Consider the following 23,707-nt stretch of genomic DNA (forward strand, 5'->3'; position numbering starts at 1 on the left):
TCACCCCTTTGCGTTTATTATATCTTCTTCTGTTAGTCCCGCCTCTTTTGCAATTTCTATTCCTCTTTCAAAGTCTCCTACTTTATGAGGCGTATGGGCATCGCTGTTTATTACAAATTTGCACCTCTCTTTTTTAGCTATCTTTACATATTCAACTGTCATATAACCGTGACTAGAATTAATTTCAAGAGCCGTTCCTTTCTCTTTTGCTGCCTTTGCAAGCTTTTGTGTATCAATGTCTACTTTAGCCCCTGGGTGTGTTATTATGTCAATTTTGTACTTTTTTATAGCATTAATCATCGCTTGAGTATTTTTTTCTCTCATCTCTTCCCGCAAGGAAATAAAATATTTACTTGCTATGTTCTTGCCAAAAAGCTGTAAAGCACTTCTAAAGTCTTTAGGCATAACTCCTTCATGATATCCCATAAGCAAAATATCTAAATATTTCATAAGTTCATCTGGAACATCAATATCCCCTTCTAAACTGATTAAATTAGCTTCTACTCCCATCAGCACTTTAATTTGGGGATATTTTTCATTAATCTTATCTATTTCTTCTCTCATTTTTTTGAAATCCCCTTTTCTTAAGCCATAAAATACATGAGCTGGTCCATGGTCAGTGATTGCAATCTCCTCAAGCCCAATTTCTATCGCCCTTTTTACATTATCTTCTATTGTGCCTTTCCCATGACTGTATACCGTATGGGTGTGATAATCAGCAAAAATTTTCATTTGTCAAATCACCTATTTCTCTCCTATTATTCTTATTTCTGGTACAAGTTCCACTCCAAACTTTTCTTTTACTACTTTTTGTATATGCTCAATCAAATTTAAAACATCGTAAAAAGTTGCATTGCCAGTATTTATAATAAATCCCGAATGCTTTTCAGAAACTTTAGCTCCTCCAATTGAATAACCTTTAAGTCCTGCTTCCTCAATCAATTTTCCAGCATAATATCCAGGTGGCCTTTTAAAAGTACTTCCGGCACTGGGATACTCTAAAGGTTGTTTTTCCTTCCTTTTTGCATTTAGTTCTTCCATTTTGCTTTTTATCTCTTCGTATTTCCCTTTTGTTAAACTAAGCCACGCTCTTAAAACAATCCAATCCTTTTCTTGAATAATGCTATGTCTATAGGAAAAATTCATTTCTTCATTTGATAAAATCAATATATTGCCTTCTCCATCTAAAACCTCTACTTTTTCTACCACGTCCTTCATTTCAGGCCCATAAGCTCCTGCGTTCATCACTATTGCTCCACCTAAAGTGCCAGGAATCCCGCTAGCAAATTCAAATCCCGCAAGTTCATGTACAAGTGCCACATTGGCAATATAGGAAAGAGGCGCTCCTGCTTCAGCGATTATCCTATTACCCTCTACAATTACATTTCTCAAAGAGGATAATTTTATTACAACTCCTCTTATACCTTTTTCACTTACTAATAGATTAGTGCCATTTCCTAGTATAAAAAAGGTATGTTTTCTCGTTTCAACAAAGATATGGCTTCCAATAATTCTTTTCGATTATTTGGCACAACTAACACATCTGCAGGTCCACCTATTTTAAAAGAAGTGTGTCTTTTCATGGGCTCGTTTAAATACAATTTCCCTTCTCTAAGGATATCCTTCAATTTGTCAACTATCTCAATCACTGTACCACTCCTTAAAATTTAAAGTTAATTAATTATTCCATCTATAGTCTATCAATAATATATTGTTTTCATTCCAAAATGAAACTTTATATGCAATTTTATAATATCACTTTTTTTTCACAAAATAAATAGAGGGGACTACCCCTCCTTTATGCATTGTAACAAACTTTAAATCTCTTGCTTATGCAACCCTCCGAATCATACATGCTCACAACAGCTGTACACTTTTTTTATCTTTATCTCGCAATTGCAATCCCTGCAAAAATACAGGTTATTCCCTATTTTGCCCACATTCGTACTTTTGCAATTTGGGCATTCCACGGCAATCACCTCTTCATTAGCTGCTTACACTCTAAAACTATCAAAAGGAAACATTACACCTCCTGTAATTAGTTTTATTCCAGTCTAAGCAGCTTTTGATTTGTGCATTAAATAATCTCAAAATTTTGAATATTTTATGTACCCGTCAAGATTTTTTCTATTCCAATTTTTATTATACCACAAGGAAAGAAATCGGATATAGCTTGAAATTCCCTTATATCTTCTAATATTTTGAATTTTTCCTTATATTTATTCAATATTTCTCCCTTTATCAAAAAAAATATCCGTTTTTCTATGTTTTTTGCTAAAACTTAGAGCATAATTATATGAGATGTTCAATATGATTTTTAAAGCTATAAAAGTATTTTCCGTTCCTTTTTTCACATCAATGGGGGTTGTTTATTCTATACTTCCAGTTCTCTCTTTATTCTCCAAACAATAGAATCGGCAGCTTCAAATCCCATATTTATGCATTTTCCCGCCTGGTCAAACCTATACCAGCGAATATTATTAACATTAGGTTTTATTGTATAGACTCTTTTACCCCTCTCTGTTTTTTCGGAATTTTTGTTAGAGCTGTCTTTTAATAACTTCATAGTTGTAGCTGTAATGGATATAATTTCAGGCGCTGTCCTTTTTAAATTGAAATACTTTTTTATTGGCAGCACTTTCTCACTATTAGCTAAAGAATAAAAAAACCTTTCGAAAAAGCCCATATCAATGCTTGAGCTTACATCGCAATTTATAATTATGTCTGCTCCCAAGCTAGCTGCTAATTCTATTGCCTCAGAATCAATGATTGATCCATCAACTAACTTGGTTCCATTGTACTCCACAGGTTCAAAAAAGACAGGGATAGAAATGCTTGCCCTTATAGCTTTTATCAAGTCTCCCTCTTTAAATACTACTCCCTTTCCTGTTTGAATATCAGTAGCCACAATATACAGAGGGACATTAAGTTCCTCAAAACTTTCTTTCACATAACCCCGCAAATATTTCTCTATTTTTTCACCCTTTACTAAGCCGGTTCTAGATGCTTTAAAATCCAATAAACTTATAAATTTTAACATATTAATCTTTTTTGCATCACTTATAAGTTTGTCTACATTATGTCCTGAAGCATAGATTGCTCCTATTATCGCTCCCATACTTATGCCTATTATAAAATCAATAGGAATATTTTCTTCTTCAAATCTTTTTAGTATACCTAAGTGCGCATATCCTCTTGCTGCTCCACCGCCCAGTATAAGTCCTACTTTTGGTCTCATTTCCCATCACCATTTTTACTCAAAGATAATTTGTATGGCATTTAACGCATCCAAAATTTCATTTTCATTAGAATCTAAAATCACTTGAATTCCCGTACCAAACATTGCACCAAGTATCATTCTCGCCACTGCTCGTGGAGAATAATTTCTAAAATTCTCTCCTAAAGCACTGTTACTTAGAATTTTTTCCTCAATCATTTTAGATAAGTCATTAAATAAATCTTTTAATAAACTGTTAAAAGAAGAGGACCACATGGCTAAACCTGTAAAGTCGTACAACAGTTTAAAAAGTCCCGGATTATTTTTAAGCAGGTCTTTAAAAAATTTCACTAAGGATAGCATCTTATCCTTTGCAGTTTCTCCAACACTCAAAGCTTCATTTATTTCTTTTAAATATTTATCTATCATCATCTTTATTACCTCCGTAAAAAGTCCTTCCTTACTGCCAAAATAATAATGCAATTGGCTTAATACAACACCAGCTTCCTCTGCAATGTCTCTTAAGGAAACATTAGCATATCCTTTAGTTGAAATACACTTATATGCAGCATTTAATATTCTTTGCGATTGGTTTCTTTCTTCCATCTTGGATTTCCCCTTTTGAAGTTTATTTATCAAAGCCGCCCAGATCGGAAAATAGAAATTGCTAAACCTAAAACTATGACAAAAGCTATTGCTAAACCAATCTTTAAAATTATCACATTAAGCTTATACATTTCTGCACCAGCATTAGCACTCATTCCTGACCCTATTAAAATCCCTGCAATAACAATACTTAAAGCCAAAAGTATAATACTGGTGGAAAGTCGATTAAATACCTTATCAACCCGTTTCTCTAAATTTTCAAAGTCTCTTATTTTCAATTCTACAGCATAATTTTCTTCTTCTGTTTTCCTTAAAAAATTCAATAAAAATGATGGCAACTCTTTTATCAATCTGCTATAATCCATTGTGGCATTTATTGTCTCTTCTTTCATATGTTGAGTAGAAAACATTTTAGGTATCAACTGCTTTGCAATTGGTTTTGCCACTTCTAAAACGCTAATTTTAGGATCTAACTTTTCTACTATTCCCTCTAACGTTATAAGGCTTTTAGCCAGCATATTAAATTCATTGGGAATTACAATATTATACGAAAATACAAGGTCAAATATCCCATTGAGGACTTCCCCAACTTTGAGCTTTTCTAATGGTATTTCAACATATCTATCTCGCAAATTATTTATGTCTTTTTCTAGCTTTTTCATATTAACATTTAGAGTCACAGCATTTAAATCTATAATGCTTTCAGTAATCATCCTGCTATTTTTGTAAACAATCCCCAACAACATTTTAGAAAACTGCCTTTTTCTTTCTGGGCTTAAGCTACCTACCATTCCAAAATCTAAAAATGCTATTGTCCCATCCCCTAGCACCATAATATTTCCCGGATGAGGGTCTCCATGAAAAAAACCATCCCTTAAAATCTGATTCAATACAGATTTTGCAAGGTTTCTTGCAATTGCACCGCGGTCTAATCCAGCCTCATCAATTGCATTAAAATCATTTAACGGAATGCCACCAATGTATTCCATCGTCAATACACGTCTTGTCGTATGGGTCCAGATTATAGAAGGAATTTTGACTTTTTTGTCTTTTAAAAAATTCTTTTTGAACTTTTCTGCGTTTTCCCCCTCTATTCTAAAATCTAATTCCTCTTCCAATCTCTTTTTGAAGTCTTCTACCATTTTTGTAAAATTGTATATTTTTCCATATTTTGTATGATTATCAACAAATTTGGCAATATCTTCTAATATCCTCATATCTTGGGCTATGATTTTTTCTATCCCTGGCCTTTGAACCTTGACAACAACAGTTTTGCCTGACCACAACAAAGCCTTGTGAACTTGTGCTATAGAAGCCGCCGCTAGAGGAGTAGGTTCAAATTCAGCATAGGCTTCCTCCAAACTTTCGCCAAATTCATTTTGTATAACTGATTTCACCTCATCAAAAGAAAAAGCAGGAACTTTGTCCTGTAATTTTTCCAATTCTTTTATTATATCTTTTGGCAAAATATCAGACCTTGTGCTTAAAATCTGCCCCATTTTTATAAAAGTAGGTCCTAATTCTTCAAGAGCAAGTCTTAATCTTTCTCCACGGGAAAGTTTCGCAATATTTTCATCATTTGTTTGCTTCAAGATTTTTCTTCTTACATTTATATGTTTTAAAATTCCAATATTGTCAATTATAGCACCAAACCCGTATTTGATGAATACAAAAATTATTTCTCTATATCTTCTTAAATGTTGCATTATTTCACACCTGTCATCAAAATTTTATAGTTACTTATTTTTCTGTGTTTTGCATTTCCTCCAGCACTTTTTTAACTTCTTCGCGAACAATATTTCTTATATCTTCTTTGCTAACAATATCTTCCTTTTTGGCAATATTCATGTAGCCTAACGTTTCAGCAACTGCGTCTTTAATCATTTTTCTCAATTCTTCCTTCTGTTCTTCACCTTTTTTTACCAAGTCTTTTACCATTTTTTGTGCATCTTCTCTTGCAACTTCTCCTCTATCTACAAGTTCTTCTACTATTTTTTCTATTTTCTCTCGCGATAATGCAAATAATCCCAAACCAAAATTGATAGATTTTTCAAGCAAACTTGTCATATATATAACCCCTTTCAAAATTAATTCGGACATCCGTCCTAATATCTCTGCTAATATTATATACTAAAATTTCCTAAAGTCAATATGGAATTTTATTACTCTCACAAATAGGCATAATCATAGAAATAAAAAAAGCCCCTTTTGGGGAAATAGACATCTTAGCGACATAAAATTGAGTTCAAAAGTGCAAGACATTAAGTAGGGAGTACAAGAAATTGCGGTGTAGTTTTATCATTTTCCCATTTAATCCATGTTAGTATATTATCAAATATCCTAGATGCATTATTAGTTTTGACAGGAAGGATTTGAATTTTAGCCAACTTAATGTTATATAACTCCACTTTGCCCATACTATCATACCATGTAACATACTCATCATTCAGCGACGGTAACCATCTCTCTTCAATACCACCTCCCCTTGTAATCTCTACAATATTTTTCTTTTTTATATTGTAGAGCATTATACGGGATTTATCCGATACCCACACTATATTTTCTCCGTAAATATTTGGAGTAACTCCATTATCGCTTATTTTTACAATCTGGCCGTTCGCAATATTATAAAGATAGACTTCTCCGACCTCAGATTGCCCTTCAATTTTTCCTTCATGCCATACTATAAAATCGCCAAAAACTTTTGGATGCCCAATATAGCTTTTCCCCAATCCGTCTATGCTTCTTATCGTGTCTTTTTGTTTTTTTTCAAATCATACAGAATCAGGGAACATAGAATTTTATCATTTTCCAATTCATAAGTAGACCACACAAGTTTTGATTCATTTAGCGATAGCTTGGGCTCCTGACTGAAAGGTATTTTTGAACTTATTTCATTATCCAATTTCCCATAATCAATTTTCGTAACAGATCTACTTGCTAAATCCTTTACATATATTGACCAATCATTTCTTATTAAATTATCCGATGCCTCTACCCATGCGACGTACTTTCCGTCTGTAACGGCATTATGTATGTTTTTATTAGAATCAACAGGCTTTACCAGAGCTTCAATTTTGCCGTTTTTAAGGTCATAAAAACCCAGTTCTATTTTTTGATTTTTATCTTCTATCATCAGCAACACTCTCTTTTCATATTTATCAAATCCCACGGGGACTGTGTTTTGTGGGAGAGAGACAGCCTTTTTAATATCAAGACTATTGGACGCTAATTCACTAGTCTTTACATAGCAGGAAGATAATAAAATTGAAAATAAAATTAATGAAATTATTGTAATTTTCTTCATAAAACTCACTTCCTCCTCAAATATCTTACAATTATAATTAAGTTAATTAAGTTTTTAAATCCCACTTTCTCGCTGAATTCATCCCATTTTAATGTCATTCATGAACAAAGGCTAAAATAAGACGACAATTTCGTACAATACGATTGTAAGATAATTTTAAACAATAATTTAAAAATTTTGTATTTCAAAAAATAAAAGAGATGCACAACATCTCTTTCTTATTTATACTACTAAATCATCAAAAAATGCAGAATTATTAATAAATAATCCCTCTGTCTCTAACCGCTGCTTGCATAACACTCACTTCAACTGTATGCAATCCATAAGCACCCTGACGAAATACATTAGGATCAAAATATGTAACGTAATGCATAGCATTATAATAACCACTATAGCCTACACCAGTAACATAATGCCATACATTGATATTAGGATCTCCCTCATAACCAGGTAATATAGCCGTACTTGAAGAAATATGTGTATCTAAAATCAATGGATATCCATCTATTATATCCCCTACAAACGCTGTCCATAAACTATCAATATTAGGACTCCACATTCCTACGTACCAACTTCTTCCTATATGTCCATTTAATACATTTGACCATCTGTTTGTATCAAAAGGTGTACATCCTGAGTTGTTCCCAATTCATTACTTAATGTATCTATTGAAACATTCTTCCCCAAAGTAAGTAATAAATTGTGTGCAGATGTAGGACCACATGTATATTTATTAGGTTGACCTACATAACCATTAGTACTTAGCTGTTTAGATGAAGGAATATCAGGATAACTCTGTATAATTAAATTATCATTATTTGTTTTCGTATTTTCTGCCATTCTTAGTCTTTCTTTAAACATATTTAATTTTTCAATAGCCTTCTTATCCATTTCGGCACTGGGCTTAACGTATTGCTCATTGATTTGCAAATCATTCTTACCTTCAGCAAAAACCACTGAAGCAGACAATAAGCAAGCTAATAAGACTAAACCAATAAATTTTTTAATTCTCTTATTCTTCATCATTACTCATCTCTCCCCTAATTTTTAAATTTAGTAACTATTTATTAAATTTTAGTCACAAACTTTCATATTACGTCACACATACATCTTTGAAATATTTTAGAAAATTTATTTGCTCAATTCCAATTATATTACAAATAAAGGAACAGTGTCAAGATTTTATAAATAAAAATTTCCCGAAGGGATATAAACATATTTAAACCACACGTTATCTCACTTTGAGGTAATTCTCTCCTATTCCCCTAAAATCGAGTATCTTACGGAAGTAATTGAAAATTCACATAGAGTAAATGATGAGTACTTTTTAATGACTCACGCGAAGCGTTGTAAAATAAAAGTTTATTACAAGGGCTCAAAAACAGCAAGACACTTGGAATTTTTTTAGACCTTATGGGGCTTTTATTCTCTCGTAAAGAATAATTTAGGTGGTAAATATGCCCTTACCAAGTACTGCATTTTGTCACTCCTCAAGAAGCTCTTTTACAACTTCTATACCGTTTAATTTCATGTGATACAAAAACATGGTATGTATCAAATTGCCATCATGAGGCATTATCTTGAGGGACTCGGCAGTTTTTACAGATGTATCATAGGTTTCAACGCAATTTTCCGGTACAATTACATTTACTTTAAGATTATTGGCATTTGCAATCATTTTTATAGACATAGCCGTCTGGTAAACGCATAAGTCAGTGCAATCTCCCACTACAATAAAAGTAGATTTTCCTTCCTTTATCATTTCAACAACTTTCTTCAAAAACTCATTCCAGCCTTCTAATTCCCCTCCAAAAAACACATTCAACGAATTTTTCTCCACAATCACAGGTTCCCCTTCAATTACTTCCTTCAGTTCGTCAACAATTTCACCCTCATAGGTGCCTTTTACACAGTGAGGTGGAAATTCTCCAAATTCAACTGCATCTGAAGGATGAGCGTCATTTAAAAAGAACACATTTTTTATCCCCATTCTGTAGCAGGCCTTTAATAAATTCTTTATAGGTTCTATTATGCCTGCCACTCTTGGACTAGCTAATGGACCGCTTTTACAAAAACCGTTTAGCATATCCACAACCAAAACTGAAACCTTATCCCCTCCACCAGCATTGTATATCACACTGCTTAAACTTTTTTCTTCCAGGTTGCTATAAAAATCAAAAAGGTAATTTAAAAATGGCCTTGTGTTATACAAAAAACTGTCAAAATTCATAAAAAACACCCCTTTATATGTTTATTTTTACCAAAATTATACCATAAAAACAATTCTTAAACATAATGTATTACATATTGAAAAAAGTTTCTCTAGCTACAGCCAAAAGTCTCCCCTCTTCTGTGTAAGCCTCACAAACTGCAACAGTAGTTTTATTGCCAGCATGTACTATTTTTCCAATCGCCTTTACTTTGTCGACCAAATTTGCAGGTGAAACATAATTTATATTCATTTCAAGAGTCACCACTTGCTTTCCAACTGTGCGAGCTGCCATACCCATTGTAATATCCATCAAAGAAAAAAGCACGCCTCCGTGAGCAATGCCAAAAGGATTTAAGTGTTTTTCTTCAATTTCCATTTTTGTAACAGCATAACCCTTCCCTAATTCTGCTACATGCACCCCTATTAATTGATGAAAATTAGTACTCCTATTTATTTTTAAAAGCTCTTCAAAAAGTTTTTCATCTATTCCACCATTTATTGCTTTCACCTTCCCGCCCTCCTCATAAGTTGTTATTATTATAGCATAAAAAACACAGGACTTCTCCTGTGTTTATGCAAATATTTTATGCCATATTTTTATAATATACCCTTCAACAGGACTAAGTATTCCTTCAAGTCCTCTTAAAATTTTACTGCTTATAAATCCTATTATAAAGCCGGCTATGACATCCAGTGGATAATGTACTCCCACATATATTCTTGCAAATAAAAGTAATAGAGTTAAAACCATCATTATACTGCCAATAATTTTGTCATACATAAGCTCTGTAAAAGATAAAGCAGAACCTCCTGACGCATGGTCACTCGGAAAAGAAGCATCTGCAGGATGTTTTACCAAAAGATTGACTTTGTGATGCACAAAAGGTCTGGGTTCAAAATAGACGGTAGAAATTATTAAATTTAACCCCAATGCAATAATAGCTGCAAAAAAGGCGTTCATAGAAGTCTTTTTACCCTTATCACCGCCTATAAACCACTGAACCAACATAAGCATCTCATACAAAATTGGAGAATACACAGCAATAAAAGTCATAATCTTGTCCAAAAAAATATTATGGCCTGCTAAGCCATTTATCATGTGAAAAAGTGTTAAATTCATGTTTCTTCACCTCACAAAATATTATAGAGGTGAAGTCTTAAAGGAAAATTAGATTTTCATTAAAAAGAAATTAAAAAATTATAATTGATTATGTATTAATGTAAAATTAATAGTCAATACCTAAATCTTCTATTACAGATATAAACGCATCAACAATTTTAGGATCAAACTGTGTTCCCGCATTTTTCTTCAATTCTTCAATAGCTTGAGCCATTGTAAATGAATCTCTGTAAGGCCTCTTAGAAGTCATGGCATCAAAAGCATCAGCCACGGCTATTATTCGTGAACCTAAAGGTATCTTCTCACCTTTTAATCCATCAGGATATCCTTTGCCATCATATTTTTCGTGATGATGACGAATTATCTTTGCGATATTTTCCATAACCTTCATCTTATTTATAATCTCATAACTCATAACCGGATGATCCATTAAACTATTATGCTTCCAATTTTAATTGCAATTGCAATTTTAGGAGGAATAATCATCTCAAACAAAGCATTAAACCCAATCAGTCATATGACTGAAGTAGCAACAGAAATAAGCGAAAAAATGAGTTTGGACAATTCCAAACTCATTCCCTAAATCTTCTCAATCTCAAGGCATTTGATACAACTGATACTGAGCTAAATGCCATTGCCCCTCCTGCTATAGCTGGAGTTAAAAGGCCCATTGCGGCAAATGGTATGCCGATTGTATTGTATACAAAAGCCCAGAATAAATTTTGATATATATTTCTCATGGTAGCTTTGCTTAATTTTATGGCGGTCACAATACCCATAAGATTTCCACTTATCAACGTTATATCTGAGGTTTCTATCGCCACATCTGTACCTGTACCTATCGCTATGCCAACATCCGCAGTAGCTAAAGCAGGAGCATCATTAATACCATCTCCCACCATTGCAACTACTTTTCCCATTTTTTGAAGCTTCATAACCTCTTCAGCTTTATGTTCTGGCAATACTTCTGCCACCACATTTTTTATACCAACTTGTTTTGCTATTGCCTCAGCAGTCCTTTTATTATCTCCCGTAATCATGTATACTTCGATACCCATAGCTTGTAACTCTTTAATAGCTTTTGCCGAGTCACTCTTTACGGTATCTGCAACAGCTATAATGCCATAAACTCTGTCGTGAGATGCCAATATCATTGCTGTTTTACCTTGTGATTCTAGTTCTGTGACCTTATCTTCAATTGACGTTATATCAATATTTTGTCTGTCCATGAGCCTTCTATTGCCAATATAAAATTCTTTTTCATTTATCGTAATGCATATACCGTAGCCTGGTATAGCCTCAAATTTTTCAGGATCTTCCAATATTTTGAATTTTTCTTTTGCTTTATTAACAATTGCTTGGCCCAATGGGTGCTCAGAATTTTTTTCTGCAATTCCCGCTATTTTTAGTATCTCATCTTCGGTGAAATCTCCAAAAGCTTCTATGTCTGTAACTTCCGGTTCTCCTTTTGTTATCGTCCCAGTCTTATCAAGCACTATTGTCGTTATTTTTCCTGCTTTCTGCAGTTGTTCTCCTCCTTTTATGAGTATACCATTTTCTGCTCCTTTTCCTGTCCCTACCATCACAGAGGTCGGAACTGCAAGTCCAAGGGCACACGGGCAGGCAATTACAAGTACTGATACTGCATTTATTATGCCCGCATTAAAATCTCCATACCCAAAATACCAAATTAAAAAGGTGGTAGCAGCTATACCCATAACTGTGGGTACAAAAATACCAGAGATTTTATCAGCAATTTGTTGAATTGGCGCTTTGGAACCTTGGGCGTCTTCCACCATTTTAATAATTTGCGATAGTACCGTATCTTTACCCACTTTTGTCGCTTCAAATTTAAACGTTCCTGTTTTATTTATCGTAGCACCAATTACTTCATCACCAACGCCTTTTTCTACAGGAATAGATTCACCAGTTATCATAGATTCATCTATTGTGGAACTACCCTCAACTATTTTTCCGTCAACTGGTATTTTTTCACCCGGCCTTACAACAACGATATCCCCAACTTTGACTTCTTCAATAGGTATATCTAATTCTTGCCCATCCCTTATCACTCTTGCGGTCTTTGCTTGTAGTCCCATAAGGTTTTTTATTGCTTCAGATGTTTTCCCCTTGGCTGTAGCTTCAAGCAGTTTACCCAATGTTACAAGCGTTATAATAACTGCTGATGCCTCAAAATACAAGTAATTGTGTATCTCATGAGAGGGTTTGGTAAATACATTGTACAAACTATAAAAATACGCTGCAGATGTTCCCATAGCTACCAAAGTATCCATATTTGCCGTCATATTTTTTAAATTGTTCCACGCACCCTTATAATATCTAAAACCTACGATAAACTGAACAGGTGAAGATAAAAATACCTGTAACCACGGATTATCAAGTATTCCTCCTGAAATTTTAAACATTCTAAAAACCATTGATATTACTAACGGCACAGTTAAAATCGCTGAATATATTACAAGTTTCCTTAATGTATTTATTTCTCTCTCCTTTATCTCTTTTCCTGTATCAATACCTACTCCAGTTTTTTCCTTTGCATCATATCCTATATCTTTTATCGCTTTAATCATTTTTTCTGTATCAACTTCATTTGAATCATATTCGACAATTGCTGTCTCAGTCGCAAAATTAACTGATGCATTGCTTACACCAGGCAGGTTTTTTAAGGTTTTTTCGATTTTGGCAGCGCATGATGCGCAGGACATACCCACAAGTGCAAGCTCTGCTTTATCTTTTATTACACCATATCCTATATCTTCTATTTTTTCTCAATATCGCATATGTTAATTTTATCTGGATCATATATAACCGTTGCTTTTTCAATCGCAAGATTTACATTTGCATCTAAAACTCCATCTAAGCTTTTAAGCCCTTTTTCTATTTTTGTTGCACAAGCTGCACAAGACATCCCTGTTATTTTTAAATTAGCTTTTTCGGCCATATTTTCATCTCCTCTTCATCTCTCAGTATTTTTATAGGAAATTCTTCCACATAAAAGGAGATTCAGAAATTTTATCTAACTTTTCTTTCTATTGTTCCCCCTCCTACAACAATATCTCCATCATAAAAAACTACTGACTGCCCTGGTGTAATAGCCCTTTGTGGATTGTCAAATTTCACAAAAACCCTCCCATCTTCAAGTGGTCGTATTACTGCATCCTGCTCTTTTGCAGTGTACCGTATCTTTGCTTTTACTCTCATCTCTCCTTCAAGTTTGTCAATTGAAATAAAGTTGTTATTATAGGAAATGAGTTCATCCCCAAATACTTCGTCACCGTATCCTAATACTACCACATTATTTTCTGCATCAATATCGACAACATAGAGGGGTTTGCCAACAGAAATTCCTAAACCTTTCCGTTGTCCTATTGTATAATGTATAATTCCCTTATGATAACCCAAAAATCTACCTCTCGTATCGCGGAATTCTCCTGGTTTTATCTCTTCTTTGGCATTTTCTCTAATAAATTTTCCATAATCATTATCAGTTACAAAACAAATTTCTTGACTGTCTGGCTTTGATGCAACAGGCAGGCCTAAATTTTTAGCTAACTCTCTGACCTCATCTTTTTTATATTTACCCAGTGGAAACAAAATATGCTCAAGCTGAGTTTGAGTAAGATTATATAGTACATAAGTCTGGTCTTTTGAAGTATCTACAGATTTCTTTAATAAATACCTTCTTCTTTCTTCATCGTACTCTTTAATCGCATAATGGCCTGTTGCTACATAATATGCATCTATCATCCAGGCTCTTTTTAAAAGTTCTTCAAATTTTATATATTTATTGCAAGCAATACATGGATTAGGAGTCCTACCTTTTAAATATTCATCTACAAAGTAATCTATTACTTTTTCTTTAAAAACATCCTTAAAATTCATTACATAATATTTAATGCCAATCTTATTCGCTACTCTTCTGGCGTCATTAACAGCACTTAATGAACAACAGCCGCCTTCAACTCTTACGGCTTCCTCATCTTTGTCCTGCCATATTTGCATCGTAACACCTATAACATCAAATCCCTGCTCTTTTAAAAGATACGCTGAAACAGAGCTATCAACACCTCCGCTCATTCCCACAACTACTCTGTTATTCTTTTTCATAAAAAAATTTTCTGACCTCCTTGTAGATTCTCTCATACAATCTGTGATATTGACCTTAATCTTTTAACAATTTGTGGAAGTACTTCTAAAACCTTATCTATATCTTCTTCAGTGTTATCTTTACCTATTGTAAGTCTCAAAGACCCTCGAGCTAATTCTTTTGAGAGCCCAATTGCCAGAAGCACATGAGATGGCTCAAGTGAACCAGAAGTGCATGCTGAACCACTTGAAGCACATATTCCTGCCATATCTAAGTTTAAAATAAGGGATTCGCCATCTATAAATTCAAATGATACATTAACATTGCCTGGAAGCCTTTTTGTTGGATGCCCGTTTAACCTCGTATAAGGTATTTTTTCTAATATTCCATTTATAAGTTTATCTCTTAAAAATGTAAGTTTATTTATATGAGAATCCAAATTTTTCGTGATAAGCTCTATCGCTTCCCCCAGTCCTACTATTCCTGGAACATTTTCAGTACCTGCTCTTCTATTTTTTTCCTGTGTTCCTCCCTGTATAAGCGAATGAATCTTTACACCCTTCTTTATATATAATGCTCCCACGCCTTTAGGTCCATATATTTTATGGGCAGATAGAGATAACAAATCAACATCTAATTTTTTTACATCTATCGGTACATTTCCAACTGCTTGCACAGCATCAGTATGAAAATATATGTTTTTCTCATGAGCTATTTTGACAAGCTCCTCAATTGGCTCTATCGTACCTATCTCATTATTAGCAAACATTATAGAAACAAGGATTGTTTTATCTGTAATCGCCTTTTTTAAATCTTCAGGTTTTACAAGTCCATATTCGTCAACTGGAAGATATGTTACTTTGAATCCTTCTTTTTCAAGATATCGGCAAGTATGGAGCACTGCATGATGTTCAATTTCTGTTGTAATAATATGATTCCCCTTATTTTTTAACGCATATGCTACACCTTTTAATGCCCAATTATCAGACTCAGATCCTCCACTAGTAAAATATATTTCCTCAGCATCTGCCCCCAGCGCTTTTGCTACTTTTTCCCTCGCTTCTTCAATAGCTTTTTTCGCCTCTTGACCATGTGAATACGTGGAAGATGGATTACCAAAAACATCACTATAATATGGTAACATCGCCTCTAATACCCTTTTATCAACTGGAGTAGTCGCTGCATTGTCTAAATAAATTCTATCCACAAAAATCGCCTCTCTCTATTATTTTCTATTTCTTAGTATCTGTTCATATTCTGCTTTTTTTATTCAAAAACTTTGTGCATACTTAAATATCTTTCCCCAGTATCAGGCAACACAGTTACAACCCGTTTTCCTTTCCCGAGGCGATTTGCAACTTCAATTGCCGCAAAAACATTTGCGCCTGAAGAAATACCACAAAGAATTCCTTCTTGTTTTGCAAGTTTCATTGACATCTCAAAAGCATCTCTCTCTTTTACCTTTATAATTTCATCGATAACGTCAAGATTTAATGTGTCGGGAATAAATCCAGCTCCTATTCCTTGTATCTTATGAGGTCCAGGTTTGCCGCCTGACAATACAGGAGATTCTTCCGGTTCAACTGCAAAAATCTTTATATTTTTGTTATATTGCTTTAAAACTTTCCCTACTCCGGATATTGTTCCCCCTGTGCCTACACCTGCTACAAATGCATCTACTATTCCATTTGTATCTTTTAATATTTCTTTTGCCGTTGTAAGCTCATGTATTTCTGGATTCGCAGAATTTTTAAACTGATCTAAAATTATATAATCAGGATTTAATTCCAAAATTTCTTGTGCCTTTTTTATGGCTCCTTTCATGCCCTCTGCACCGGGTGTTAAAACAAGCTCTGCTCCATATGACAAAAGTAAATTTCGTCGTTCTATACTCATCGTATCAGGCATTACAAGAATCAACTTATACCCTTTTACAGCACTAACCATCGCAAGACCAATGCCTGTATTTCCACTGGTAGGTTCAACAATTGTCCCACCAGGTTTTAATCTTCCTTCTTCCTCAGCTCTTTTTATCATATTTAATGCAATTCTGTCCTTAACACTTCCACCTGGGTTAAAAGACTCTAATTTTACTATGACCTCCGCTGCATCTTTTGGAACAATTTTATTTAATCTAACAATAGGTGTATTCCCTATAAGCTGGGTTATATCCTCATAAATTTTGTCTTCTCTTTCAGGCATAGCTTTTTGCCTCCTTTTAATTCCGAGTATTTCGATATGAATTTATAATTTTTCTCTTTTCTACAGTATCACAATCTTAAATTAATGTCAATGGATATATTCACGTTATGCTGTTATTCTGTAGCATTTTGCTGCGAGTCGATCTTCCCTTCTAAAAATTTAATGTATTCACTACCCCATTCATGCATTTTATCCATGACTTCTAGAAATTTAATACCTATTTCAGTCAGTGAATATTCCACTTTGGGTGGTACCACATTATACACTTCTCTGTGTACAAGGCCATCCCTCTCTAATTCCCTTAGCTGCTGCGTCAAGTATCCCTGCCTTATATCAGGCAAAAGCCTTTTCAGCTCATTAAAACGCTTAGGCCCTTCTCGTAGCTGCCATATTATGACCAGCTTCCATTTGCCAGCTACCACGTATTGAGTAACAGCTATAGGACATTTTACATTTAACAATCCTTTTCTTAATTCCATCTTTACACCCCTTTAGTACGTTTTTTTATACTACGTATGAAAAATTGTTGTACTTGCGAAAAGAAATTTTATTTGATATTATTTTACCCGAACGTCAAAAAAACATCAATGCCTGGAGGTGGAATATAAGAAACATATTTAATTTCTTAATAGAAAGCACTGGATAAAGCCACAGTAGCTTCCATCTGAACAAGGAGACATATTTTGTTTGTGAACATTCAATACTAAAAATGTATAAAACTCCATGCAGAATTTCAAAGACGCCCAGCGACATAATTATAAATCAGTAGACAATTCATTTTCTGAGGTATTTTATATAGAGCATAGCAAAAGATTTTTATTCAGCATACATATTCAAGTGCTCAAAAGTCAATTTTTTAACCAAAAATTTTTCGCACGAAAGGAGACTAAATATGAGCAAATTATTGTATATTAAAGCAAATCCCAAAAATGATGATGCATCAAGGACTTTCAGGATATCTGAACAATTTATAAAGACCTATAAAGAATATAATCCTCAAGATGAGATAATCACTTTGGATCTATACAAAGAAAAATACATTTTTTGACACTGGATGACATCAACAGCATTTTTGGACCCAAAACTGATAGCTCAAAGGATCATCCAATATTAAAATATGCTTATCAATTTGCAGAAGCTGACAAGTACGTCATAGCTGCTCCTATGTGGAACTTAGGTATTCCCTCCATTTTAAAAGCCTACATCGACTATATAACAGTATCAGGTATAACATTCAAATATACAGAGCAAGGGGCCGTGGGGCTGATGAAGGGCAAAAAAGCTGTCCACATCATGGCCACTGGCGGGGAATACACTCATGGACCTTTTTCAGGATTTGAAATGGCAAACAGATATATAAAGGCAATACTTACCTTTATGGGAATTGAAGTAGTAGAAACTATAGTAGCAGAAAGACTGGATATAATAGGAGAAGATGTAGAAAAAATAGTGTCAGAGGCAACCAAACGAGCTCAGGAAGTTGCTAAAACATTTTAATACAAAAGTCTTCCATGAGTAATTTAGAAAGGCCAGATAGATATTTTATCGTAACCCAATGCGAAGATGAACCTCATGTTGTTAATGCATGGAATAGCTATGTCAATGTTACACTTGGGCGTTAATTCCTGTCGGTAAATGAACAAGGCGGAAAAAAAGATAGAAATGAGCAATCGGGTTAAATCGACAATTTGGAATCGAATAGTTCAGCGAAAAATATACAAAGGAATAAGTTTTTTGAACACTGGAACTACAAAATTCATAAAAGAACGTTCCCATTTGACATGAGGAAAGAGAAATTTCCATGGTTTAGAACTATTCTAGAAATAACCATTGATACTGCTAAACAAACCTTTTAAAATTAGTTTAGCATTATCATTATTTCTAATATTTATAAAGACCCCATTTGATGCGGGGTCTTTTTATGCACTTTCATGTATTTTTTAAAAGCTTATAAACTTTTTGCTATTTTTGTTTTAATACTCTTATAAATATTACCATTAATTTTTAATGTTTTTTCTTTCTTAAGAATTGCCATTAAGCTGCGCAAAACACCCTGTTATTTTGTTTTCAGAAAGGTATAATAAAATAATATATGCAAATACTATTTTTGATAATAAAAAGCGAGGTGTGTCACATGTCAGCAGAAAATGTAGTTAAATGTTCAGTAAATACTTGTAGTTACTGGAAAGATATGAAATGTCATGCTCCATCGATTGAAATAAATTCAAAAGTAATGTCTGCAAAAACTAGTGCAGAAACAGAATGCACAACATTTAAACCAAGATAACGCAAAGAAAAGCATTGATATTTCATTCAATGCTTCAGACTGTAGACAAACTTTCGAAAATAGGATATTTTGCATAAGGAACGACTTGTGACAAAGCGTCAACAAAACTTAACAAGACCGAGGGTGGAGGCAGGGCCGTAGCCACGGATGGCGGAGGCGGGCACTAAGACAGGGATGTCGAATGTGCCCGGTACCCTGCCGGAACCCGAAGGTCGAGTTTAGTTTTGTCGCTTTGGAACATCGGAGTGACGATGCAAAATATCCTATTTTAAAATTTATTGACTTTGTCAACAAACTGAAGCATTGATATTTCATTCAATGCTTTTCTTTCATTTAAATTTTTTAATAGGTATTACACTTCATATCCGGTATCAATAATTGCTTTTTTCATATCATCTACAGAAACTTTAGCAGGATCATATGTTACCGTAACATTACCTTTGTCAAGGTCAACAATAGCTTTCGATACCCCATTTAATTTCTTTAGTGCAGTTTCGACAGACATTTTGCAATGATTGCATGACATTCCTTTAACATTTATAACGATAGTCTCACCTTTAGTTCCAAACAGGCCCATAATCCATATTCCCCTTTCATAAAATTTAAAATATATTAAATATATTATATCGAAGCAGCACACATTTTATCAAAAAACTTCCTGCATCAACGTTTTTTCCTTTTTAAAAAGCTTATAATTGCGGGTATTAACGATATGACAATTATCGCAATTGTCACCAATCCAAAATGGTCTCTCACTATTTGCAAATTCCCAAAATAGTACCCACCTAAAGTAAAAAGTAAAACCCACAGCGTTCCTCCTAATGCATTGTAAAATAAAAACTTAAAATATCTCATTTGTCCAATACCCGCTACAAAAGGGACAAAAGTTCTAATAATTGGTATAAATCTTCCTACAACAATAGTAATAGAACCATACTTTTCATAAAAGTCACGAGCTTCCAGCAAATGCTCTCTTTTTATTAACCGTAGGTTTTCTCTTTCATAAATTTTTCCCCCCACAAATTTCCCTATATGATAGTTTATTGTATCTCCTAATATGGCAGCAAAGGCCAAAAGTATAACGACATAAAATATATTTAAACTGCCAATTGCTGCAAAAGTCCCTGCTGCAAAGAGAAGAGAATCTCCAGGCAAAAAAGGCGTCACCACAAAGCCAGTCTCAAGGAAAATAATAAAAAACAAAATGCTGTAAGTATATGTGCCATAAGTTTGAATAACACTGCCTAAATACTTATCAAGATGCAATACAATATCAATGAAGTTTTTTATAAGGTCCATTTACTTCATCCTTTCATATATATAGTAACTCTTATTCACAGCATTAATTATACTATATATATGAAAGGTTTTGTAAAAAAATATGAAAATTTAATAGAATTTTAATCTTCTCCACCCCAGTGGCCATGTCTATGTCGCATACCTCTATGACCTCTTTGTTCTTCTTCATAAACTCTGTAATTTCCACCTTCCACTCTTATCGCTTTACCATTGACTAAAGCATCCGCTACCTTTTGTCTAGCTGAATTGATTATTCTAAAAAAGGTGGGTCTCGACACCTTCATCATATCAGCACATTCTTCTTGCTCTAAACCTTCCAAATCCTTAAGCCTTATAGCCTCTAATTCCTCTACTGTTAGTATAACTTCATCTAACATAGACATAGGCACACCTACTGGTTTAAAATGAGTTACATTTGGTTCACTTCTAACCCATCTGCATTTTGGAGGTCTTGGCATTTTATCACACCCTATTGTTTAATAAATGACGATTACTTTAATATTTTATACTTTTTAAAGAAAAATATCAATCCTTCATAAAGGCTAAAAATTTTTCAACAAGAATAGGGTCAAATTGTATCCCCGCCATCTTTCTAATCTCTTTTAGCGCTTGCTCTTTAGAAAGCCCCTTCCCTTCTTCATCTATCATCTGCACATAAGCATCTACTATAGCCAAAATTCTACATTCGTAAGGAATATCCTCTCCTTTTACAGCAAGTGGATAACCTTGTCCATTCCACCATTCATGATGCATTAAAATCATATCCGCAAGGTGAGCTAAATCAGGGGAAGACATGGCGATTCTATAACCTATTTCACAATGTTTTTGAAATTCCAATTTTTCTTCTTCATTTAAGTTATCTACCTTATCTAGTATTTTATCTGAAATTCCTATCATTCCAATATCATGAAACTCAGCCAGAAGCTCTAAATTTTTTATCCGCACTTGAGAAAGTTTTAAATATTCGGCAAAGTTTGCTAAAATTTCTTTGACTGCATTTAGATGCTTTTGTAGCTTAGGCTGTCGTATTTCAAACATCTTTAAGATAGAATCTAATACTTTTCTATAACTGCTTCTTTTATGAAATAGCTTCTCTCTATACATGTTATTATCTGCTTCTTTAAAAACTTCCTCAATTTTTTTAAAACTATTATTCTTCACTGCATAGCCTATTGACATACTTAAAGGTATGTTTTCTTTTTCAAAAGTAAATTTACTATTTTCAACCATTTTTCTTATTCTATCAACCGCTTCTTCTACAATCTCAATGCTAGCGTTAGGCAGTATTACAGCAAATTCATCTCCTCCTATTCGGGCGATAATGTCCTGTCCTCTAAAACATTTTCTCAGCACATCCGCCGCTGTTTTTAAAAGCATGTCTCCTGCCTTATGTCCTATTGTATCATTGATAAGTTTTAATCCGTCTACATCACAAATTATCAAACCAGTCGGCACTATATTCTGTTTATCAACAAAAGCTAATTTTTCTTCAAAGAAGTTTCTATTGTAAAGGCCAGTAAGTATATCATGGGTGCCCAAGTGCTCAAGCTTCTCTTGCGCTAACTTCCTTTCTGTTATATCTCTTATTATCGTCATAATAAGCTTTTCATTTTCAAAATCAACACTTACTACATTGGCCTCCACATAAAACTCGCTACCGTCTTTTCTCTTATGTTGTAAGTTCAGCAAAACACCCCTTTCAGCTTCAACATCTAACAATTGAGTCAACTCCTCTTTCTCACAATTACAAAGCTCAAAAATATCCATCTTTAAAAGTTCTTCCATTTCATAGCCATAAGCCTTTATTGCAGCTTTATTCACCTCTATAATCTTGCCATCTTCATATCTTGCAAATAAAATTATGTCATTTATATTGTCAAAAAGCAGTTTATATCTTCTTAAAATTTGTTCGGTTTTTTGTTTTTTGTAATATCACGGGAAATAAAAGATATACCAATATATCTACCTAACTCATCTTTTAAACCAGCAAGTGAAACAAGCACATGTATAGTTTTTCCCTCTTTTGTAATCCGCATTCCTTCATAACTTTTTATTTCTTCTCCTTTTAACAATCTTTGTAAAATATTTTTGACTTTTTCTTTTTCAAAATCTGGCATCAAAGTGTATATGCTCTTGCCTATCATTTCATCAGCTTTATAGCCGTATATTTTTTCACATCCTTTATTCCAAGTTTGAATAATGCCTTCAAGGTCAAAACTCCCAATTCCTTCATTAGAAGATTCTACAATAAATTCATACTGTTTCAATAGCTTTTCATACTCTCTTTTATCGCTTATGTCTCTAAAAACCATAACTGTCCCAATTACATTTCCCTCTGAGTCTTTTATGGGAGCAGCAGAATCGGCAATGGATATCACACGAGCATCTTTTGATATCAAAGCAGTATGATTTGCAAGCCCTGTAATTTCACCAGTTTTTAAAACTTTTTCTATTGGAATTTCTACCTTCTCTTTTGTATCTTCATTGATTATATTAAAAACCTCATCAATTCTCTTTCCTAATACCTCTCCTTCTTTATACCCTGTAAGCTTTTCTGCAGTAGGATTCATAAACTCTATATTGCCGTTTGCATCCGTAGCAATAACTCCGTCTCCAATGCTCTTTAATGTAACACGAAGCCATTCTTTTTCTTTATTCAAAGATTTCATAAGTTCTTCTTGTTTGTGAAAAATAATAGCTAATATATTGCTTGCAATTTCATAGAAATGCATCAGTAAAGCAATCGCTAATATAACTTTTAAGGAATACAAAAGGTCAAAATCAACTAAATAATTTATCAAATTAAAGTGTTTTATAATGGGAAATGTAATCTCACGAATGCCCATTAAAATAAGTAATATTCCTATGACTAAACTAGAAATCACTTTTGAGGATTTGAAATTTTTAAATATCAATGTACCAGAAAATATACTCATAACCCCTAAAAAAATATACATTGGAATCACAGCTATATAATTACTACTTCCTAAAATTTTATTTACTGCATACCACCATAAACTTAGTGAAATAATCCATAAACCCTTTTGCAAAAAATTTACTTCAAAAAAAGATTGAAAACCATAAGTAAACAATATAGAACTTATTACAAGCAAACCATATACTATCACCTGTATCAAAAATGTATTAGGCATATCCCCATATTCTATTGCATATTCCATGGCGTATCTTATTAAATCAAGTCCCCATGCACTTCCCCAAAATAGAATATATTTTTCCTTTCCTGCATTATGCACTAATAAATAAAATATTGCTAAAATCAACAAAATTAATATCTGGTAATTTATTGAAATATGTATATTGCTAGCCATCCTATTCCCTCTCTCCCTAG

Annotated in this window: 26 protein-coding genes and 3 pseudogenes; 4 read left to right on the top strand and 25 right to left on the bottom strand. The window is 33.6% G+C overall.

Features of this window, described 5'->3' with window-relative positions; translation table 11 throughout:
• The 11 genes and pseudogenes from THESIDRAFT1_RS02150 to THESIDRAFT1_RS13715 form a co-directional block, all read right to left on the bottom strand.
• Positions 1-732, bottom strand: a complete 732-nt coding sequence (locus tag THESIDRAFT1_RS02150) for a PHP domain-containing protein (RefSeq protein ID WP_006569396.1) — start codon at positions 730-732, stop codon at positions 1-3.
• A 12-nt stretch (positions 733-744) separates the two neighbouring features.
• Positions 745-1,649: pseudogene (gene murB, locus THESIDRAFT1_RS02155) on the bottom strand (UDP-N-acetylmuramate dehydrogenase).
• Between the two features lie 455 nt (positions 1,650-2,104).
• The gene (locus THESIDRAFT1_RS14515) at positions 2,105-2,227 is read right to left on the bottom strand and encodes a hypothetical protein (protein WP_019907862.1); all 123 of its coding nucleotides are present in this window, start codon (positions 2,225-2,227) and stop codon (positions 2,105-2,107) included.
• 147 nt (positions 2,228-2,374) lie between these two features.
• Positions 2,375-3,238, bottom strand: coding sequence for a patatin family protein (locus THESIDRAFT1_RS02160; protein ID WP_006569397.1), 864 nt, complete (start codon positions 3,236-3,238; stop codon positions 2,375-2,377).
• A gap of 15 nt (positions 3,239-3,253) precedes the next feature.
• Positions 3,254-3,823, bottom strand: a complete 570-nt coding sequence (locus THESIDRAFT1_RS02165; RefSeq protein WP_003868724.1) for a TetR/AcrR family transcriptional regulator — start codon at positions 3,821-3,823, stop codon at positions 3,254-3,256.
• A 29-nt stretch (positions 3,824-3,852) separates the two neighbouring features.
• Positions 3,853-5,529: a 2-polyprenylphenol 6-hydroxylase gene (gene ubiB / locus THESIDRAFT1_RS02170; RefSeq protein WP_006569398.1), complete on the bottom strand. Its 1,677-nt coding sequence runs from the start codon at positions 5,527-5,529 to the stop codon at positions 3,853-3,855.
• A gap of 34 nt (positions 5,530-5,563) precedes the next feature.
• Positions 5,564-5,923 carry a phasin family protein gene (locus THESIDRAFT1_RS02175; RefSeq protein ID WP_003868722.1) on the bottom strand — a complete coding sequence of 120 codons (360 nt, stop codon included), beginning with the start codon at positions 5,921-5,923 and terminating at the stop codon, positions 5,564-5,566.
• Positions 5,924-6,084: 161 nt separating this feature from the next.
• Positions 6,085-6,555, bottom strand: a complete 471-nt coding sequence (locus THESIDRAFT1_RS13700; RefSeq protein ID WP_006569399.1) for a hypothetical protein — start codon at positions 6,553-6,555, stop codon at positions 6,085-6,087.
• Positions 6,556-6,569: 14 nt separating this feature from the next.
• Entirely contained in the window at positions 6,570-7,130 is a 561-nt protein-coding gene (locus THESIDRAFT1_RS13705; RefSeq protein WP_006569400.1) for a hypothetical protein, read from the bottom strand.
• 256 nt (positions 7,131-7,386) lie between these two features.
• Positions 7,387-7,689, bottom strand: a complete 303-nt coding sequence (locus tag THESIDRAFT1_RS13710) for a hypothetical protein (protein ID WP_244262715.1) — start codon at positions 7,687-7,689, stop codon at positions 7,387-7,389.
• A 32-nt stretch (positions 7,690-7,721) separates the two neighbouring features.
• The gene (locus THESIDRAFT1_RS13715) at positions 7,722-8,156 is read right to left on the bottom strand and encodes a C39 family peptidase (protein WP_244262716.1); all 435 of its coding nucleotides are present in this window, start codon (positions 8,154-8,156) and stop codon (positions 7,722-7,724) included.
• A 253-nt stretch (positions 8,157-8,409) separates the two neighbouring features.
• Between THESIDRAFT1_RS13715 and THESIDRAFT1_RS13175 the strand changes: the two are divergent.
• Positions 8,410-8,545 (top strand): annotated as a pseudogene (locus THESIDRAFT1_RS13175) (IS481 family transposase); the annotation flags it as partial.
• A 68-nt stretch (positions 8,546-8,613) separates the two neighbouring features.
• Here the strand turns inward: THESIDRAFT1_RS13175 and THESIDRAFT1_RS02195 are convergent.
• The 9 genes and pseudogenes from THESIDRAFT1_RS02195 to THESIDRAFT1_RS02240 all read right to left on the bottom strand — a co-directional run bounded on the left by THESIDRAFT1_RS02195 (position 8,614) and on the right by THESIDRAFT1_RS02240 (position 17,251).
• Complete coding sequence (locus THESIDRAFT1_RS02195; protein ID WP_006569402.1) at positions 8,614-9,360, bottom strand: cysteine hydrolase family protein; 747 nt, start codon at positions 9,358-9,360, stop codon at positions 8,614-8,616.
• 70 nt (positions 9,361-9,430) lie between these two features.
• On the bottom strand, positions 9,431-9,850 hold the full coding sequence (locus THESIDRAFT1_RS02200) for a PaaI family thioesterase (RefSeq protein WP_003870545.1): 420 nt from the start codon (positions 9,848-9,850) through the stop codon (positions 9,431-9,433).
• Between the two features lie 63 nt (positions 9,851-9,913).
• Positions 9,914-10,462, bottom strand: a complete 549-nt coding sequence (locus THESIDRAFT1_RS02205; protein ID WP_006569403.1) for an undecaprenyl-diphosphatase — start codon at positions 10,460-10,462, stop codon at positions 9,914-9,916.
• A gap of 106 nt (positions 10,463-10,568) precedes the next feature.
• Complete coding sequence (locus tag THESIDRAFT1_RS02210; RefSeq protein WP_244262717.1) at positions 10,569-10,877, bottom strand: HD-GYP domain-containing protein; 309 nt, start codon at positions 10,875-10,877, stop codon at positions 10,569-10,571.
• Positions 10,878-11,034: 157 nt separating this feature from the next.
• A pseudogene (locus tag THESIDRAFT1_RS02215) lies at positions 11,035-13,424 on the bottom strand (heavy metal translocating P-type ATPase).
• A 71-nt stretch (positions 13,425-13,495) separates the two neighbouring features.
• Entirely contained in the window at positions 13,496-14,626 is a 1,131-nt protein-coding gene (mnmA, locus tag THESIDRAFT1_RS02225) for a tRNA 2-thiouridine(34) synthase MnmA (RefSeq protein ID WP_006569406.1), read from the bottom strand.
• Complete coding sequence (nifS, locus tag THESIDRAFT1_RS02230) at positions 14,623-15,777, bottom strand: cysteine desulfurase NifS (protein ID WP_006569407.1); 1,155 nt, start codon at positions 15,775-15,777, stop codon at positions 14,623-14,625. Before nifS ends, mnmA begins: the two co-directional genes overlap by 4 nt.
• 59 nt (positions 15,778-15,836) lie before the next feature.
• The gene (cysK, locus tag THESIDRAFT1_RS02235; protein ID WP_006569408.1) at positions 15,837-16,772 is read right to left on the bottom strand and encodes a cysteine synthase A; all 936 of its coding nucleotides are present in this window, start codon (positions 16,770-16,772) and stop codon (positions 15,837-15,839) included.
• Between the two features lie 113 nt (positions 16,773-16,885).
• On the bottom strand, positions 16,886-17,251 hold the full coding sequence (locus THESIDRAFT1_RS02240) for a winged helix-turn-helix transcriptional regulator (protein WP_003868069.1): 366 nt from the start codon (positions 17,249-17,251) through the stop codon (positions 16,886-16,888).
• Between the two features lie 413 nt (positions 17,252-17,664).
• Between THESIDRAFT1_RS02240 and THESIDRAFT1_RS15050 the strand changes: the two genes are divergently transcribed.
• The 3 genes from THESIDRAFT1_RS15050 (at position 17,665) to THESIDRAFT1_RS12835 (ending at position 19,059) form a co-directional block, all read left to right on the top strand.
• Positions 17,665-17,820: an NAD(P)H-dependent oxidoreductase gene (locus THESIDRAFT1_RS15050; RefSeq protein WP_279625015.1), complete on the top strand. Its 156-nt coding sequence runs from the start codon at positions 17,665-17,667 to the stop codon at positions 17,818-17,820.
• On the top strand, positions 17,817-18,269 hold the full coding sequence (locus tag THESIDRAFT1_RS02245) for an FMN-dependent NADH-azoreductase (RefSeq protein WP_279625016.1): 453 nt from the start codon (positions 17,817-17,819) through the stop codon (positions 18,267-18,269). Before THESIDRAFT1_RS15050 ends, THESIDRAFT1_RS02245 begins: the two co-directional genes overlap by 4 nt.
• Before the next feature lie 637 nt (positions 18,270-18,906).
• Complete coding sequence (locus tag THESIDRAFT1_RS12835) at positions 18,907-19,059, top strand: DUF1540 domain-containing protein (RefSeq protein WP_003870552.1); 153 nt, start codon at positions 18,907-18,909, stop codon at positions 19,057-19,059.
• Between the two features lie 352 nt (positions 19,060-19,411).
• Here the strand turns inward: THESIDRAFT1_RS12835 and copZ are convergent, their stop codons facing one another.
• The 5 genes from copZ to THESIDRAFT1_RS13725 form a co-directional block, all read right to left on the bottom strand.
• Positions 19,412-19,636, bottom strand: coding sequence for a copper chaperone CopZ (copZ, locus tag THESIDRAFT1_RS02250; RefSeq protein ID WP_003868066.1), 225 nt, complete (start codon positions 19,634-19,636; stop codon positions 19,412-19,414).
• A gap of 86 nt (positions 19,637-19,722) precedes the next feature.
• Entirely contained in the window at positions 19,723-20,358 is a 636-nt protein-coding gene (locus tag THESIDRAFT1_RS02255) for a VTT domain-containing protein (RefSeq protein ID WP_003870553.1), read from the bottom strand.
• A 101-nt stretch (positions 20,359-20,459) separates the two neighbouring features.
• The gene (locus tag THESIDRAFT1_RS02260) at positions 20,460-20,816 is read right to left on the bottom strand and encodes a DUF134 domain-containing protein (RefSeq protein WP_003868064.1); all 357 of its coding nucleotides are present in this window, start codon (positions 20,814-20,816) and stop codon (positions 20,460-20,462) included.
• 67 nt (positions 20,817-20,883) lie between these two features.
• Positions 20,884-22,263: a diguanylate cyclase gene (locus tag THESIDRAFT1_RS13720; RefSeq protein WP_341853121.1), complete on the bottom strand. Its 1,380-nt coding sequence runs from the start codon at positions 22,261-22,263 to the stop codon at positions 20,884-20,886.
• Positions 22,257-23,687, bottom strand: a complete 1,431-nt coding sequence (locus tag THESIDRAFT1_RS13725; RefSeq protein WP_244262718.1) for a PAS domain-containing protein — start codon at positions 23,685-23,687, stop codon at positions 22,257-22,259. Before THESIDRAFT1_RS13725 ends, THESIDRAFT1_RS13720 begins: the two co-directional genes overlap by 7 nt.
• Positions 23,688-23,707: the final 20 nt, after the last annotated feature.

The sequence above is a fragment of the Thermoanaerobacter siderophilus SR4 genome, from assembly GCF_000262445.1.
GTDB lineage: Bacteria > Bacillota > Thermoanaerobacteria > Thermoanaerobacterales > Thermoanaerobacteraceae > Thermoanaerobacter > Thermoanaerobacter ethanolicus.